We start from the raw sequence: 16,306 nt of genomic DNA, 5'->3' as shown, positions 1-16,306 counted from the left end.
GGCAAGTTAAACAAAGTTGATAAAATATAATCTTAATTTTAAATAATATGTAAATATGTCATTCCTCTTCTAGAGTTCATTATACTTTTTATTTTTTCCAAATGCTTTTTCTACAGGATATTTCTCAGCATTTTTTATAAGCTTAAGTTGTACTGCCTCTTCTAAATTTATATTTAATTGATCACTTAGCAGAAGCAAGTAAATCATTACATCAGCTATTTCTTCTTTCATTTCCTGCATTTTAGTCTCCGTTGCTTCTTGACTGGACTTCCATTGAAATGTCTCAAGCAATTCCGCAGCTTCTAAATTCAATGAAATGGCTAAATCCTTTGCATTATGAAATTGTCCCCAATTTCTCTCATCTCGAAATCTTATTACTTCCTTCTTTAAATCTTCCATTACTATTAATCTCCTCTCTATTTCTTACTATCTTTTCAAACTAGAACACATTATATGTAGAGTCCTACTAATTAACCTTAACCCAGATATAATCATCCTCATATTTAACATTTAATTTTAATCGGATTCCTTTCATATATGTTTCTAATTGTTTTGTAAAATTCTCATCACCGATTTGATCATATCTGTCAACATCTAAATGTAACTTGAAGATACGCCCTTCCGTTAACTCAAACTCCCATTTTAGAAAATTATGTAGCATACTTTCCTTACTCAAGTATTCATTAACTTCCATAAATTCTAGTAGCTCATATAAATTATAGTACAATAAGCTACTCGGCCTAGGCATTTCACATTTTGGACAATATTCCCTATATCTATCTTGCATTTGCATAATCATTTCTGTTCCACATTGATTACAGGTATACATGTAGTAATCTCCCTTAATGGATAACTTAATTGTTCTCCCCTATATTTTTTAATCCCTTTAAATTATATATTATACTATTTAATTTTTAAAAGTATTATTCTCATTCCTCATACACCCCTACTTCTATACGTTGCTACATGAAATAAAGTGTCTTAAATCTCTGATAGATTAGTATATTTCGGCTACACATATCACAATGAACTGAAAACCCAGTATTACACCAGAAATATATAATTTTATAAATATATAAAATTATTGTTATATTCTATTAAAAAAATAATAGACTTTTTTTAATATTACAATATATAATATTATTAATTCAGTTATTATTCTGAATTAACATAAAATACAATAATGGAGGCGTTATCATGGAATTGAAATCAAAGAAATTAGAAGTTCTTACTGAAGAAGAAGTTGTGAAAATTGATGGTGGAAAAAGAAAAAGTTGGAGTAGTGATTGGAAAGATGGAACAGTAGGCTACAATGCAGGCTGTGCTCTTGCTAGTTCTCTTTACAAAAAAAAGCTTTGTCTAGGTGATTGATTTCTAATAAAAATTAATATATAAACTCAGTAAAATGGGTACTGAGTTTAACAACTAATTAATAAAAAGGGAGCTATTATAGCACTCTTTTTATTTTATTTAAAAAAGTTTACTTTTAGAAAAATAAAATGAAAAACAAGTTAAATAGCCTTATGGCTGTAGATTTTCTTAATTATTCAATCCAATCCCCCTTAATTTACCCATCAATTGACGTCCTGACGGACTGTTCGAAGTGGGAGATTCCTAATACGGTAACCTATCGGTTTCTAATTAATTAGGCTATTCTCGTAGCCCTTACATTTAAGAAACGAATCTCTTCATTTCTTAGGTTTAGTCCCAGTATCTTTTTCTTAATTTTGGTTTCCTCCGGTTGTTTCACAGAAAGCACTAAGTTTCGCTTTGTCCACTTCTAATTACCTCAGCAATAGCATAATAGGATAACCGTATATCCTTTTCTAACATCTCAAGAATAGCTTCTAATTTTCCCGTTTTAGATATAGCTTGCATACCTTATCTAACACCCCTAGGCCCTTTTTGAACATTGCATTCTCGATTTTCTCGTTTTGTTCTTATTGTACCTAAATCTGGCGCTTTCGATTTCCCACGTTTTTCTTCTAACCCTTTCATATCTTTAGCTTCAAAATCTTTGAACAAACTGCTGACAACTGAGTGATGAATACCTAATTCTCTCATAACGGTTTTAATATAAATCTACAGCTTTTGTCTCAAATTCTACATTGTAATTTATTCTAATTTTCCCCATAGAAAAATCCCCTCTATAGTAAACAGATTAATGTACGTTCTTTTTTCTGTCTACTATAAGGAGATTAGATTAAGCCCTTCTTTTTTATCACTTTAGTTTTTTAATAAACTTTTCCAAATAGGTTTGGATCCCTTTATTATAGAAGCTTTCCCTCTTATACCTATAGGTAATTCTTGAGCTTCCTTAAAATCCATTGTCCCTTCTAATATGTATACGTATTCGTTTAAATCCTTATCATATATAGGCTGAGCTGCAATATAAGTTACAGTTCCAAACTGTTCACTTGTTGTATCCAAATTAAATGAATAATTTACTTTATCACCTAATTTTATGCCCCTTACATCATTCGCTAATAATGTTAACTTTACGTTTTTGGCACTCTCCTTTGGAACAATAGATAGTATTTCTTGTCCAGTTTTAAATATATCTCCAACTTGAATGGTTTCAAAAAATTGAACAATCCCATCCGTTTTCGCCTTAATTTCTATTTCTTCTGATTTATTACTTCTGAATTTAAGTAATAAATCTCCTTTCTTTACGAAGTCTCCATTGGTAATGACAATATCTTCTATCATGCCATCATTCTGACTTCTAATATTACTCGTTTCAGATTTATTTTTTATAAGGGCAGTCCCATTAATTACAATATTCGTTTCACCAGTACATATCCAAAATAATGAGATGGCAAGAGAACAAAACAGAAAAATTAAAAACCATTTTATAAACCGAGGCGGCTTTTTATTTAATAATTCCACACTATCGGTTAACTCTTCAAAAGCATAAATTCTATTCATTTTATCTTCACCTCAGCTTGTAAAGATTGCGACTCAATATATTCTATATGAACAGTTTGGTTTCTCCACAAACGATAGTACTCACACTTTTTCAGCAGCAATTCCTCATGGGAACCTTGCTCGAAAATTTTTCCTTGCTGCATTACAAAAATTTGATTTGCATGTTGGATAGTACTTAATCTATGAGCAATAATAATGACTGTTATACCCCGCTCACTAAATCCTTTAATTATATCTGTAATTTTCTTTTCGGTTGTTGAGTCCAAGTTGCTAGTTGCTTCATCTAAAATCATAATATCTGGATTTTTCAATAATGATCGTGCAATTGCTAAACGTTGCTTTTGCCCACCTGATAAATTTGAAGCATTTTCTTCCAATAATGTTTCGTATCTTAGAGGTAATTCACTAATAAATTCATGAATGCACGCCTGTTTACACACCTCAATAACTTCTGCTAAATCAATTTGACGATTTAAACCAAATTTCAAATTATCATAAATGGAACCACTGAAGAAAAATGACTCTTGTGAAACATAGGCAATTTTATCTCTTAATGCAGTACGACTAATCTCTTTTATATCATAATTGTCATAATAAATATTACCTTCTTGAGGTTCATAGTAAGCCATTAATAATTTAGAAATCGTTGTTTTTCCTGATCCACTTTCCCCAACAAATGCTACTTGGCTTCCAGACTTAATAGAAAAATTCAAACCAGATAATACATTTTTTCTTGTACCATAGCGAAACGTGACATCATTAAAACTAATTTCACCTGATAACCGCTTAGGAAATACTTTGTGAGATTCCGCTTCATTTTTTTCTAACTCTAATTCAAAAATTTCATTTAATCTTTCTGCAGCTACAACAGCTGACTGCATCATCGGCTGAATACCAATCAAATTTTGAATTGGATTTAAAAAGTAAACTAAAAGTGCATTATATGTTATTAATTCCCCTATTGTCATATTCCCTTTTAATACCTGCATGGCACCAATCCAGAGTATTATTGTTCCACCAATTAATTCAATTCCCATTTTTAAAGAGCTTTGTAAATTTATTAACATTCCTTTATTAAATATATATTTTAATAAACTAACAAAACGTTTTTCTGTTTGGAAAAACACTTCTTTTTCTGCATTATAAGACTTTACAGTTGAAATTCCATTTAAGCTTTCAACTAGATAAGATGTTAACTTTGCACTGCTCTCCATCTCTTTACGGTTTATATTTTGAAATGGGGTATGGAATGAAAATATTATTAATATATACAATGGAATAAGCAAAAGAGTTACACCAAATAAATAAGAATTTTGCATATAGAGTATAATTGCTCCTGCTATAACCATTAAGGTGTCAATCATTAATGTCACCGTTGTAGTAGATAGTGCATCACGTACTTTGCCAGCATCTATAAAGCGAGAAATAATTTCCCCAACTTTTCTAGTTTCAAAAAAATTCATGGGTAATCCTACAACATGGCGATAATAACCTAACATAAGCTGTATATCAATTCGTCTACTAAAATATAGTATTAAATGTGTTCTAAAATAAGATAATACAACTTTGAATACATATAATATGATGATTCCTATAGAAATTATATGTAGAGTTTGTACTAATTTATTAGTTACAATATCATCAATCAATATTTTAAAATAAAATGTACCTAACAAAGCAAATAAATTAAAGAATATAGATGCAAAGAACAAAGGGAGTAACAAATGAATTTGTGGTTTCAATAAAGCAATAAATTGACTAAATACATTTGGTGATAGTTTCCCTGGCTGAAAGCTTGGTTTTGGAGTCATCAGAACTAAAATTCCTGTCCAAATATCCCTAAAATCTTTCAATTTGTAAATAACCAGTCCCTTTGCAGGATCTGCAATGTAAACTTTATCCTTTGATACTTTATAAATAACGACATAATGTAATACGTTTTTGTCTATTACAACATGAGCAATGGCTGGTAAAGGAATTTCCTTTAAAGCCTCTATATCATTCGTCTTTACCCCTTTTGCCTCAAATTCTAACTTTGTAGCAGCCTCTAATAATCCTTTAATATTTGTTCCCTTCAAATCTGTTCCTGAAACTTCACGAATTTTTGAAATTGATAAAGAGAGTCCATAATGTCTTGATATCATTGCAAGACATGCCGGTCCACAATCTTGTAAATCATGCTGTTTAATATATGGAAAACTTTTAAACAAACTTTCTCTTCCCTTCTTTTTGATTTTCTAATATTAATTCTCATTTTTATCCATATATTATTATATCACATGAATTGAATTTTCTTAATTTTATGTATCGTACTCCCATTTAATCTATCTTGTGGTCATTTCATTTAACTCTTTGCTACTTTTGTTGCTGTCCTATAAGTACAAAAGCTTCTTCACATAATCCAATAAATTTTACTTGATCCCTATCTTAACATCGCGCTTGAAATCTACTTCTACTCTTATGAGATTATCAAAGCCTTCATTATACTTTTGGGACTTAATATAAAAAACCTGTTCCCCTAACTCGACTATTGATCCCCCCATTGTCACCATATCTGTTTCAATTGAAGCTACATTAGCTTTCGTTACCTTTTCTCCTGCTATATTAGCGCACCCCAGTATTATAAAACTAAGTGCTCCAGCTAGAATCAATTTTTTCCCATACATTCTCAATCATCTCCATTGTTATCGTATGGGAATAGATATTTTTGATATCTATTCAATGTGATCATTATAGTTACATTTTTATTTAATTATCAGGAATAGACGGTATGCAATTTTACATGTGCACCCCTTATAAAATATTTTAGACATCGTACTTTCTTAGCTTTATGTTTCTTTATAAATGTGGAAAATTTGTTAAACATACAAGAAAAGTTTCCTGCTTCATAACAGGAAACTTTTCACATACTATTTATCTAAAAACCTAAGATTCCTACAATCTGACGGGCTTTAGCATTATCTATATAATAATGCATCTCTAACCCCTTTCTTTCTGCACGAAGTACGGTTCCCCTTAATTTTGATAGATGCTGTGAAACAGTAGATTGTGGGAGTCTTAATATTTCCGTTAATTGCGTAACATTACACATTTTATGATGCATTAATTCATTTACAATTTGTAATCGTACCGGATGTGCCATTACTTTTAAAACATCTACGTCTTCTTCGCGGATTTCAGCTAGATCTCTATCAGTTACTACTGTTTTCATTTCGCATTCTCCTTTATTATTAATTTCTATTTTTCTTATTATCCTTATAAATAGTACTTATAGATGATTACGATTTGTCCTGTTGAGAAAATTTATTCTCTTTTTAAAGCAAAAAGGAAACCTATCCTGAAAACAGTTTTTCACATAACTTTGATCTATGTTTCACACGCTTTGCTAAACAAAAGTACTTCTCCTATCCTTTGTTTAAAACAAATAAAGAATTCTGCTTTGCCTACCCGTCCTGAAAAATTGATAAGCAGTATCCCCCATCTCACACTCTACAAAATTATCATTTTATTTCTCAATAAATACACCTGGAATTAAAACACCAAAAATAGTAATATAAAGTCACCTTCAGTTGTCAATTGTGTCCCTTTTTGAAAGGCCCTGTCTATAATGACAAGGCCTTTTAAATTTCCCTAACCTAAAATATCTTTTTTATTTCATTTTTTAGTTAACCCCAATAATATGTATCCCTCTTTTAATGTATTAAATCTCTTTTACACTCCTCCATTTAGAGATGCTAAATTAACCAATGTTTATTAAAACTTTATTAGAATCGCATACTACAATCATTATCCAGAACCCAAATAATACGAACGAATAAAATACGTTTTATCACTTTTACTTCGCCCAATTATCTTATCACCTAATTTTAAATGTATAATCTCAAAATAATAATTGGAAACTCCTCTTATAAGAGGGGCTATTTTTACTTACGAATGCTAATTTATTCACATTTAACTCTCTTTTATAATAAAAATTGTTCTTAGACACAATCTAATTAATAAACTGTGGTATAACGGGTATAGAAATTAAGTTTAATTTTTAATAAAAAGAAGAGTTAATTTTTAATTAACTCTTCTTTTTTGCAATTTCTCGCTCGTTATTAACAATTAATTTACGAACATGCTCTTCTCTATTTTTTTATAAACTTCATCATTTCTATTAGCTTTACTCAAATTGGCTCCTAGACGTTGCATTTTTTTATATACTCTATTAAAAATCTACACTACATAGAATAAATGTTTGTTTCAATCCAATTACTTGTCTCTTTAATCAAAATAATAACTTCTTCTATCAGTTTAAACCCTTGTAAAAGCTTAATTATTCACCAATATAAATGTACCAGCTCTTATAATTAACCATTTGTTCCATTATTTAAAAACTAAAGGGATTCACTATTGACATCATTAGTTTACTTCTTTCCATAATGACAATGCAAAAATCCAATTTGGATCTCCATTCCCTTGATAACTCTGAACTGCCTCATACACCTTATCCTCATGAACTACTCTATCCCCTGCTTTATACGCTTTACGCGCATCCCATTGTTCATAAGAGTTTTCTTGTCCTTTTGTTGTAACTGTGATGGCATCACTTTTCATTGATTTATTACCTGATGCATCGACAGCAGATACTACATACTTATATGCTGTATTCGCTTGCAAATCTTTGTCCATAAATGAAGTTGTATTAGCAGTACCTATTTCTTTCATGGTCCCTCCAACTTCTCTGTATACAATATAATGGCTCACATCTACATTATCCTCCGATGGACTCCACATTAAATCAATACTACTCGTAGTGGTTCCCATACTGTGTAATCCTTTAGGCTGGGTTGGTGCTTCCGTATCTGGTTTTTCCTCTGTTGTTTTAATCACTAATGCTTCACTTTCCTCAGATATATTCCCTGCAGCATCTACTGCTCTTACTGTATACGTATATTCTGTGTTTGGGCTTAATTTTTTATCAATTATACTTGTACCGACTACAGTATTAATTAACTCTCCATTACGTAACACTTGATATTCTTTCACCCCTTCATTGTCTGTTGCAGGTTTCCAATTAAGTTCTACACTATTTGAAGTAGCTTTTATTACTTTTAATTCAGATGGCTGGGTTGGTGCCTCTTTATCTGGTTTTTCATCATTTATTAGATTCACATCAATTACATTATAGAAAGCGTTTACAGTATCAGCTACATCCCAAACAGCTAAAATAACATGATACCCACTACGATTAGTTGGTACGTTGATTTTATGTGATAAATTATTAGTCGCTTTAGAACCATCGTGTTTTACAGTACCAATTAACTCGAAGTCTGCTCTTGTTAAAGGTTTATTTGGATCCCATCCCTTTTTCGTGATGTAATAGTGCCATTGACTTGTTGAATGAGGAGCTGTGTATTTCCAAGTGAAAGTATTTTCTCCGCCCTTAATCGTATTCTTAAACCATCGATCAGCTGTTTGCTGATCAAGAATCCCACCAAACAGGCCTCCTGCTGAAGCAATTTTCCCGTCTGCTGGTCCACCCTGTGGGAATCCTTTAGGAGCTTCTAAACTTTGCGGTTCATACATTATATTTCCACAATTTGAATTCAGCGCTCCATAATTTTGACTGCATAAAGCTGCACGGCTACCTGGCTTTTCAACAAACCCATGTGCATAGGCATTTTGAGGAATAAGAGTTGTACTCATAATTCCCACTGCTACTGCAGCAGCACTTAATCCTTTTTTAGTTGTTGCCATTTTTCTAAACTGCCCTAGAATTTTTTTATTCATACTACTAGTCCCCTCCTATTGAATTTCTTACTATATTAAGAGCATGGATGTAGGTGAAGGCTAAATACGTATAACTAAAATAAACAATTGAATACAAAATTTCATACTCAACTATTTATTTACCTCCATTACATCCAAATAACCCTATAGTTGAATTATTACATACTAATTTATTAAAATTTCACAGAAATTATGACAGTTATTGGACTTTTTCCTGTAACCCTCTTATGTCTTACAAGTTCTTCTTACTGTAATTTTAGAACAAAAAACGTATTCCCTCTTACATTTACCTACACAAATTTAAGAAATAAATAATGAAAAAGAAAAAAGAAAAATACTACAACAAAGAATTTCTATTTGTTTCCTTTTGTTGGTTTTCCAGCATGTTGTATATAAGAAAACAAGGCAATACCTGCCATAGTAAATAAAAAGATTTGATAATAATCAATCATCTGTAATCCCCCTCCATACAAAAAATAAGAAGCCTCTTTTTGAGAGACTTCTTATTTTTTATACAAACGACATACATAGGTTAAATATACACAATAAGATTAGGATGCTGAACCTTATTACAGCTTTATTATAACATACAACCCCTTATTTTGTTTAATAATTCCAAATTATACAACTTTATCAACAATTGAGTGTTTATTTATATACAATGAATGCAAGATAAAAAAACAACAAAATATTCACTTATAAAACTAACGTATGTAAAAACCAGCTACCACCCCATTCATAGTTTTAAAAATTTGTCCTCTCCTTCTTTTAACAATACTTTAAACTTCGGATAGATTATCTTATATCGACATCTTATGTATGCAGAATTACATATCAAATCTCATTGAAAATCATTCTCATTGTAACTATAATGGTTTCAAGAAGTGATATTTTCACTTCGTTTTCAAATCTCACAATTTATTAAAGGAGGAACTAGCATTATGAAAAAAGTTATTTTAGCAGGGGCATTAGGAATTGCAGTACTATCAGGTATGAATTTACCAGGAGCAGAGGCACCAAAAGCAAGTGCGGCAACTACGAACTTAGACATTCAAGAAGTTACAAAATATTACTCTATGAGTTCCTATGAAGTTTCTCAAAAAGAATCATTTAATCTTAGTAAAGGGGAAGAACTTACGGTCTTTGTACAAAACTCCGGGTTCCCAATTTCTTATACAGTCTTTGATGCGGATGATCAAGTAATTGGCACATACAATGCTAATTCACCATATGGTCGCGTATTCAAAGCGCAAAAAGACGGTAATATTTCTGTTCAATTTCAAGCAGGTGTAAATTCTTCTTACATGAAGAAGATGAATTTCACAGCCAAATTTGCAGTGTCTAAATTTAACTAGCAATAAAAATTTTCACTATCCTCTTTAAAGGCAAATTAAAAAGGTATATCCCTTCCATGGGATATACCTTTAACTTTAGTGAATTTTATATTGACCAGATAACTGCTCTTGCGCCATACGAACTAAACGTTTTGTAATTTCTCCACCTACTGAACCATTAGCTCTTGCTGTTGAATCTGGTCCAAGTGTAACACCAAATTCCTGAGCAATTTCATATTTCATTTGTTCAATTGCACTTGCTGCAGCTGCTATTAAGATTTCGTTTGAATTATTATTTTCGCGAATTTGCATTTTTTAAACACCTCCGTTGAATTTGGTAATATCATGCTCTATTTCCAACAAAATATGCAAAAAAAAATTATTCGTTTAGCCATTTTACATATATACCTTAGCTTTCACTCTTTATATGGGCATAAATAAAGGCATAGGTCATACCTATACCTACCCCTTCTCCTATCCTACTTACCTTTGAATTCCCCTATTAACTCCTGTAACTCTTGGGAGAGCCAATTTAAAGAATTTGCCAACTCTGCAATGTTTTGTACATACAGTTCTTGCTCTTTCATACTTGTCTCTACATTACTACTGCTATTCACATATGTATTTGCAATGTGTGATAATTCATTTACAATCTGAACAATAGTTTGATTATCTTTTAAAATGTCACTTGAATTATTCGAAGCTACTTTAATTTGACTGGCAACAGATTGTGCTGATTCTGAAATCTTTTCAAAGAAAGCACCGCTACTTTGAACAAGTGTTATTCCTGATTCTACTTCCTTTGAACTCTTCTGTATGGATTGTACAGCCTCATCTGCTTCAGCTTGGGTTTCATCAATTAATTTAGCTATATCCCTTGCAGATGCCTCGGTTTTTTCCGCTAATATACGTACCTCATCCGCAACAACTGAAAATCCTTTCCCCAACTCTCCATCACATGAGGCTTCAGTATAAGCGTTTACAGCTAATAAACTTGTTTGATTTGACATAGTTGTAATTACAGTAAGGATTCCACTAATTTCCTTAGATCGTGCTTCTAATGCATACATACTAGCAGATACATCTTGAACTGTATCTCGGATTCTTTTCATTTGATTTACAATTTGCTTAATTAAATCTTTTCCTTCTCTAGAATGCTGTTCCATGTCTTCCGAAGCGTTCCTAACTTGTTTTGCAGCCCCTGTAATTTCTATCATCTTACTTTCCATATCTTGAACAATTCCTAAACATTTTTGCACTACATTTTCATGAGAATGTGCTCCTAAGTTTAATCCTGTAGTAGCACTTGTAATTTCTTTAAAGGCTATGCTATTCGCTTTTGTACTTACCGACAATTCCTGTGAGGATGTCGAAACTTGTTCAGCCGTCTGCCTTACTTTATCTATAATCCTATTAAACTTTTTAATGGTGTTATTAAAATAGATATTAGTTATCCCTATATCATCAGACCTTTCATCCAATTTAATACTTAAATCCCCTTCCCCAACTTTACGTAACCCTTCTTGTAAATCCTTTAAAGGCGATAGAGATTTTCGTGAGATGAATATTTGAACTGTAATTGCGATTGTTAATGAAATGATTATAAATAGTAAACCGTGCACTATAAATTCTTTCTTTGTAAGAGGAATAATAGAAGCGTCCAAATCTGCTGCAACAATTGCAATTATATTATTATTTTCATCAGTAATTGGCTCTAAAATTGTTACCCATGTACCTAGTACATCTTCATACACTTCTGTCATTTGTGCCTGTTTCGTTTTCATTACTTGGTCGTATGCCTTCTTCCAATGAATAGGATGCTCATAATAGTCACCTGTTTTTACAGAACTTAGTTTTACAGAAACCGTATCTGTTAATTCTGTATCCAAAGCTACTAATTGTAATTCAGCTTTATCATTTAGCTTGGTTCCTGTAACATATGTTTGTTCGACACTTTTCATATTTTTTATAGCTTTATCTAATTGCTCTGTCAATTTTTCTCTCTTCACGCTTTGTGCTGTGGGGTCTTTTGCCACATCTCTTACTATTTCCAGATCTAATTGGTTTATTAATGTATCTCCTGTTTCAAAAGACTGCCTTTCAAATATAAACATCATACTATTTTGAAACATGTTAAAACTTAACGCCCCCATACTTCCCACAAGCGTCAGAATTACTAATACCGTTAGTAATACATTTTTCTGAAGCAACGATAGCCTATGCCAATATTTTTTCATAGATTTCACCTTTCTTATTTCAACAGTACAAAAACCAAGTAATAACGTATTAAAAGGTTCTATTTCTGTTATTAACTTAAACATTAAAATAGCATACTATTGATTCAATCAAACGTTCCAATTTTTTCTTTTGATAGATCTTCTTTCCTTTTATAATGATAGTTTCACTATAATTAAAGAAATAATTTAAAGTTTATTTTCTTCTTTTCGAAGCTCATTCTGATCTATTGTACAAATATCAGTTTTCCCATTTGCAATCGCATCCTTTTAATATATGTCCAGCTGCTTCTGGAAATCTATTAAAAGGAAGACGTAATACTTCTACTACCTCATCTCTTCTATTCGTACTGATATTTTCTAAATTGATGTGTTAAAGGCTTTGCCTACAATAATTGCTATAAAATTTAATGGCCTACTAAGAATATGTTAAATTTCATATTTATCTTCTACAAAATTTCACATTAAATTTGTTGGAGTTCCTTCAGTGAAGATTTTTTATAATATCGTTAGTTTTAAATAAAGACAAGAATTTTTAAGAGCCTCTTCTGTAGTTATCTTTATCTTGCATAACAAAAAATCGGAAAGTTGAATCCAATCTCCCATTTTATAACTTTTTTCCTTATTTTTCTATAAAATTTTAATATTTACTTGTACAAATTAAACTTAGACTTTTTTGGCCTTGATTCTTTAATTGCCTTAAATTCATATGAAGCAGCATAGTAAGTAAAGTTTTATATTAAAAATATGCAAAAATACATACTCTCCCAAAACTATATGCACTTAAATATTCATATAGTAAAATAATTAACACAAGAGTGTCCTATATAACAGATTTCCTTAAGAAGCTTGATATATTATTTATCATAGAATTGTTTTGACATTAATATCTCACTTTGCTCTTTAATATTTTGATATTAACAATATGGTGTTAATATATGCCTACTTTATAGCTACACCTATATAAGCCAAGGATTCAATTACAGAACATTTTCCATCAATAGTAAACGAAAAAAAGATGTGAAACAAAAAGAGACTCAATTATATATTAGTTTTTGTATATGTGTAATAAAAGATTATAGGAGAAATATATATGCTAAAAAAAATAAATAGATTTATGTTTACTTTGCCTACAATTTCTTTTGTTTTTCTTATTTTATTAGGAACATTTTTATTTGTTATACCATTAGATTTATTCTTACCTGAAATACAAAAAAACCCAATAACAGAAGCACCTCTTATTCTGCAAGTTTTATTAGGGGTATTGGCGGCACCTATATATGAAACAATAGTTTTTCAAGTATTTTTATTTTGGATATTAAGTTGGATTCCTTATATTAAAAATCGCGATTACCTTATCATTTTAATGGCATCAATTATATTTGGATTAAATCATCAATATGGAATCACTTATATAGTTGGTACAACCATAATTGGTCTTTTATTTAACTATGCTTATTGGGTATATAAAAAAAAGAATGAAAAATATCAGGTTACAATGTCTGCTTTTGGGGTTGTGTTTTTGATTCACTTATTACATAATTCTATTGCTTTTATAGCATCTAATTTATAAATTTAAAGATAATATAGATTAATGAATTATGTTTGTACTTATTTAAGGTAAAAGACACGAAATAAAGATTAGAGAGTGCCCGTATTTTCAAAGCATAACTAAGAATTAAGCCACCTGAGTCTATATTTGTATGCGCTCAGGTGGCTTAATTTCTTTTGAAATCTTTAATGATTATAAAACTATATATATTTGCGCACTTAACATAGCGAAAGAATTCTTTTTATACATGCATTATCCTAAAAGTTTCGCTTTCGTGACATACTTTCCTTCATTTTTCTAACATCTCATTCTCTTCTTCCAATCGTTTAGTCTTAGTACCTAAACATAATCCTTTTGTTTCCCCACGTTATTCTTCCAGTTCTTTAATACCTACAGTTTCGAATTATTTCATCCAACAACTTATAATAGGACAATAAATCTCTAATTCTTTCGCAACAATTTTATCCCTTATACCTTTTTTGAGTATAAACGCAATTCTTTTTCTTTGCATTTTGTATAGCGAGTAATTCTAATTTAACACATAGAAAAATCCCCTCCATAGTAAACAGGTTAATGTGTTTTCTTTTCCTATCTACTATAGGGGGAGTATAGCATAGCTTCTTTTTTGTAAAGATTTAAGATTCTAGTGCAGTAATTAATTGCTGACGTTCTTTATCACTAAAAACTTTAATTTCATGTTTAAACTCATAGTTTCCTTCTTCAAATCTAACCCATTCCTTACTTGTCCAATATATAACACCTACATTCGCATCTAAAATTACAGAACAGGTATCTATTAATTCTTCTTCGTAAAATGGCGCTTCTTTTGCTAGTTCAAAAGCTAATACTTTTGGATCGTTACTTTTAATTTGAAATTCCCTTGAAGTTTGCCCTAAATACTGCCATGGAGAATCTAGAGATTGCACATGGAAATTTTGAGTTTCTTTAAACTTTGATGGAGAATACATTGTAGCAGCAAATGTAGGTTCACTCACTCCTATTGTTGCTCCGAAAGCAATAGAACCAATAATAAGTTTTTTAATCATTTTTTCAGCCCCTTTAATTATTTTGGATATGCTTCCTTTTTATACTACGTTCACGTTCGTGTAAATGAAGATGATTTGACATGATTCATCATTTTTCTCAAAAACTGTATATTAATTAATCGCTGTAAATTCACCAAAAACAAAAAAGTTTCCTTACGGAAACTTTTTTGTTTTTGGTATACATTATATGTATAAAAATTAGTTTTAAAAATATTTACTTATTTGTTGATAAAATTGTATTTGGATATTGTTCCTACTATTATCTTCATACATTTCATGCAAAGCTTTACTACAACATGAACAAACTTATCTTATGACCGCGTTTCTTCTTACGAAATTAAGTAATTGTTTTAATAGCTGGTTTGGGAATCATAGAATTACTTTCTTTCTTAGCCCTATTATTGTGTTCTTTTGCCTAAAATTCCAATATCCCCATTACTTCTTTCGTAAATAGTTTAAAATCAGTTAAATGTTTTTCAATAATTTGACGAACAATATCTAAATTTACACTTTGATAATCATGAACAGCAATATTACGAAATCCAACCATCGCCTTTAACTTATTTGCTAGATCAGCGCTAAGTAATCCTGCTGTAACCAATAAATCAAAGGCCTCTCGACTAGATTGGGGTAGTCCTAATTTTTTCCCTGCAACAATATGCATTGCTAAATCAATACTCGCTTCACAAGCTCTTTGTATGTTCAATATTATTGAATCTTGTTTTGTAAAGTCCTCTAAATTTTCAGGGTCATTTCCATATACATCTTGGATTCTTTTTATACAACGCTCTATTGTAGAAATTTTATTTAAAATAACCTCATTCTTCATATATAGAACCTCTTTTCTTTATATCATCAAATACTATCTGTCGTTCTTCATTTAATTTTGAATACATTTTTAAGGTCTTCATTTCAAAAATGACCTTACGTTTTTCATCCGAACAAAATATTGTCTTTCCTGTATGTATAATCTGAGCTTGAAAAACTGTAGAAGCTTCGGATAAATCAACTAAATCAACATCTCTATGAACAATGTTAGCTAACTCCTGTGCTAATAAAAAACGTTCATAGTTCCCTAAAGTTGTGTCACTTAAATAAGCTATATCAATATCACTATCTTCTCGTTCTCTGTTCTCAGCCGTTGATCCAAACACAATTATCCAATAGGGATTCACCGTCTCTTGTAATTTTTCTATAATAGCTGTTATCATGCTTTGAAAAATCATTTTTTTAATCCCCCTTATTGTACTTGAATTTTATTATATCATAACCATTATATAACCTTTTCAGCTATACAGTATAATACATTAAAAGTATTAAAATGCCCTCCTTATTAATAATAAAAACATTACAAATATTTCTGGATACACATATTAAAACTATACTTATTTTCCCTATAATAATCCTTGCTGTCTAATATCATCAATTTATAAAACA

The 16,306-nt window shown here is 30.6% G+C and carries 15 protein-coding genes; 3 read left to right on the top strand and 12 right to left on the bottom strand.

Annotated elements, in window-relative coordinates:
- Positions 1-69: 69 nt before the first annotated feature.
- Both ACZ76X_RS17905 and ACZ76X_RS17900 read right to left on the bottom strand, forming a co-directional pair.
- Positions 70-399 (bottom strand): nucleotide pyrophosphohydrolase, encoded by a 330-nt coding sequence (locus tag ACZ76X_RS17905; protein ID WP_097841738.1) that lies wholly within the window; start codon positions 397-399, stop codon positions 70-72.
- A gap of 67 nt (positions 400-466) precedes the next feature.
- Positions 467-829: a hypothetical protein gene (locus ACZ76X_RS17900; RefSeq protein ID WP_479851242.1), complete on the bottom strand. Its 363-nt coding sequence runs from the start codon at positions 827-829 to the stop codon at positions 467-469.
- A gap of 368 nt (positions 830-1,197) precedes the next feature.
- Between ACZ76X_RS17900 and ACZ76X_RS17895 the strand changes: the two genes are divergently transcribed.
- The gene (locus ACZ76X_RS17895) at positions 1,198-1,371 is read left to right on the top strand and encodes a hypothetical protein (protein WP_479851241.1); all 174 of its coding nucleotides are present in this window, start codon (positions 1,198-1,200) and stop codon (positions 1,369-1,371) included.
- An 855-nt stretch (positions 1,372-2,226) separates the two neighbouring features.
- Here the strand turns inward: ACZ76X_RS17895 and ACZ76X_RS17890 are convergent.
- The 5 genes from ACZ76X_RS17890 to ACZ76X_RS17870 form a co-directional block, all read right to left on the bottom strand.
- Positions 2,227-2,928, bottom strand: coding sequence for a hypothetical protein (locus tag ACZ76X_RS17890; RefSeq protein ID WP_479851240.1), 702 nt, complete (start codon positions 2,926-2,928; stop codon positions 2,227-2,229).
- Complete coding sequence (locus tag ACZ76X_RS17885; RefSeq protein ID WP_479851239.1) at positions 2,925-5,138, bottom strand: peptidase domain-containing ABC transporter; 2,214 nt, start codon at positions 5,136-5,138, stop codon at positions 2,925-2,927. Before ACZ76X_RS17885 ends, ACZ76X_RS17890 begins: the two co-directional genes overlap by 4 nt.
- 201 nt (positions 5,139-5,339) lie before the next feature.
- A complete protein-coding gene (locus ACZ76X_RS17880) occupies positions 5,340-5,594 on the bottom strand; it encodes a hypothetical protein (protein ID WP_479851238.1) in 255 nt (84 codons plus the stop codon).
- A gap of 251 nt (positions 5,595-5,845) precedes the next feature.
- The gene (locus tag ACZ76X_RS17875; protein WP_088047567.1) at positions 5,846-6,139 is read right to left on the bottom strand and encodes an ArsR/SmtB family transcription factor; all 294 of its coding nucleotides are present in this window, start codon (positions 6,137-6,139) and stop codon (positions 5,846-5,848) included.
- A 1,193-nt stretch (positions 6,140-7,332) separates the two neighbouring features.
- Complete coding sequence (locus tag ACZ76X_RS17870; protein ID WP_479851237.1) at positions 7,333-8,703, bottom strand: lytic polysaccharide monooxygenase; 1,371 nt, start codon at positions 8,701-8,703, stop codon at positions 7,333-7,335.
- Positions 8,704-9,644: 941 nt separating this feature from the next.
- Here ACZ76X_RS17870 and ACZ76X_RS17865 point away from each other — a divergent pair.
- Positions 9,645-10,058 carry a hypothetical protein gene (locus ACZ76X_RS17865; RefSeq protein ID WP_070169553.1) on the top strand — a complete coding sequence of 138 codons (414 nt, stop codon included), beginning with the start codon at positions 9,645-9,647 and terminating at the stop codon, positions 10,056-10,058.
- A gap of 75 nt (positions 10,059-10,133) precedes the next feature.
- Here the strand turns inward: ACZ76X_RS17865 and ACZ76X_RS17860 are convergent, their stop codons facing one another.
- Positions 10,134-10,349 (bottom strand): alpha/beta-type small acid-soluble spore protein, encoded by a 216-nt coding sequence (locus ACZ76X_RS17860; RefSeq protein WP_001167047.1) that lies wholly within the window; start codon positions 10,347-10,349, stop codon positions 10,134-10,136.
- A gap of 167 nt (positions 10,350-10,516) precedes the next feature.
- The gene (locus tag ACZ76X_RS17855; protein WP_479851236.1) at positions 10,517-12,274 is read right to left on the bottom strand and encodes a methyl-accepting chemotaxis protein; all 1,758 of its coding nucleotides are present in this window, start codon (positions 12,272-12,274) and stop codon (positions 10,517-10,519) included.
- A gap of 1,090 nt (positions 12,275-13,364) precedes the next feature.
- Here ACZ76X_RS17855 and ACZ76X_RS17850 point away from each other — a divergent pair.
- Positions 13,365-13,844: a CPBP family glutamic-type intramembrane protease gene (locus ACZ76X_RS17850; RefSeq protein ID WP_479851235.1), complete on the top strand. Its 480-nt coding sequence runs from the start codon at positions 13,365-13,367 to the stop codon at positions 13,842-13,844.
- Positions 13,845-14,458: 614 nt separating this feature from the next.
- On the opposite strand, the gene ACZ76X_RS17845 is transcribed toward ACZ76X_RS17850, so the two are convergent.
- From ACZ76X_RS17845 to mntA, 3 genes are all read right to left on the bottom strand, one after another.
- Positions 14,459-14,869: a hypothetical protein gene (locus ACZ76X_RS17845; RefSeq protein WP_479851234.1), complete on the bottom strand. Its 411-nt coding sequence runs from the start codon at positions 14,867-14,869 to the stop codon at positions 14,459-14,461.
- A 415-nt stretch (positions 14,870-15,284) separates the two neighbouring features.
- Positions 15,285-15,698, bottom strand: a complete 414-nt coding sequence (gene hepT, locus ACZ76X_RS17840; protein WP_000787540.1) for a type VII toxin-antitoxin system HepT family RNase toxin — start codon at positions 15,696-15,698, stop codon at positions 15,285-15,287.
- Positions 15,688-16,095: a type VII toxin-antitoxin system MntA family adenylyltransferase antitoxin gene (mntA, locus tag ACZ76X_RS17835; protein WP_000577223.1), complete on the bottom strand. Its 408-nt coding sequence runs from the start codon at positions 16,093-16,095 to the stop codon at positions 15,688-15,690. The genes hepT and mntA overlap by 11 nt, the downstream gene beginning before the upstream one ends.
- Positions 16,096-16,306: the final 211 nt, after the last annotated feature.

The organism is Bacillus sp. BC05(2025) (assembly GCF_056725905.1).
Note: the sequence above shows the minus strand (reverse complement) of the source record. Positions and strands in the feature narration are given on the sequence as shown.

What these genes read in the sequence shown, in the direction of transcription:
- ACZ76X_RS17905 (WP_097841738.1), bottom strand. Translation starts at nt 399, where the DNA reads ATGGAAGATTTAAAGAAGGAAGTAATAAGATTTCGAGATGAGAGAAAT.
- ACZ76X_RS17900 (WP_479851242.1), bottom strand. Translation starts at nt 829, where the DNA reads ATGTATACCTGTAATCAATGTGGAACAGAAATGATTATGCAAATGCAA.
- ACZ76X_RS17895 (WP_479851241.1), top strand. Translation starts at nt 1,198, where the DNA reads ATGGAATTGAAATCAAAGAAATTAGAAGTTCTTACTGAAGAAGAAGTT.
- ACZ76X_RS17890 (WP_479851240.1), bottom strand. Translation starts at nt 2,928, where the DNA reads ATGAATAGAATTTATGCTTTTGAAGAGTTAACCGATAGTGTGGAATTA.
- ACZ76X_RS17880 (WP_479851238.1), bottom strand. Translation starts at nt 5,594, where the DNA reads ATGTATGGGAAAAAATTGATTCTAGCTGGAGCACTTAGTTTTATAATA.
- ACZ76X_RS17875 (WP_088047567.1), bottom strand. Translation starts at nt 6,139, where the DNA reads ATGAAAACAGTAGTAACTGATAGAGATCTAGCTGAAATCCGCGAAGAA.
- ACZ76X_RS17870 (WP_479851237.1), bottom strand. Translation starts at nt 8,703, where the DNA reads ATGAATAAAAAAATTCTAGGGCAGTTTAGAAAAATGGCAACAACTAAA.
- ACZ76X_RS17865 (WP_070169553.1), top strand. Translation starts at nt 9,645, where the DNA reads ATGAAAAAAGTTATTTTAGCAGGGGCATTAGGAATTGCAGTACTATCA.
- ACZ76X_RS17860 (WP_001167047.1), bottom strand. Translation starts at nt 10,349, where the DNA reads ATGCAAATTCGCGAAAATAATAATTCAAACGAAATCTTAATAGCAGCT.
- ACZ76X_RS17855 (WP_479851236.1), bottom strand. Translation starts at nt 12,274, where the DNA reads ATGAAAAAATATTGGCATAGGCTATCGTTGCTTCAGAAAAATGTATTA.
- ACZ76X_RS17850 (WP_479851235.1), top strand. Translation starts at nt 13,365, where the DNA reads ATGCTAAAAAAAATAAATAGATTTATGTTTACTTTGCCTACAATTTCT.
- ACZ76X_RS17845 (WP_479851234.1), bottom strand. Translation starts at nt 14,869, where the DNA reads ATGATTAAAAAACTTATTATTGGTTCTATTGCTTTCGGAGCAACAATA.
- hepT (WP_000787540.1), bottom strand. Translation starts at nt 15,698, where the DNA reads ATGAAGAATGAGGTTATTTTAAATAAAATTTCTACAATAGAGCGTTGT.
- mntA (WP_000577223.1), bottom strand. Translation starts at nt 16,095, where the DNA reads ATGATTTTTCAAAGCATGATAACAGCTATTATAGAAAAATTACAAGAG.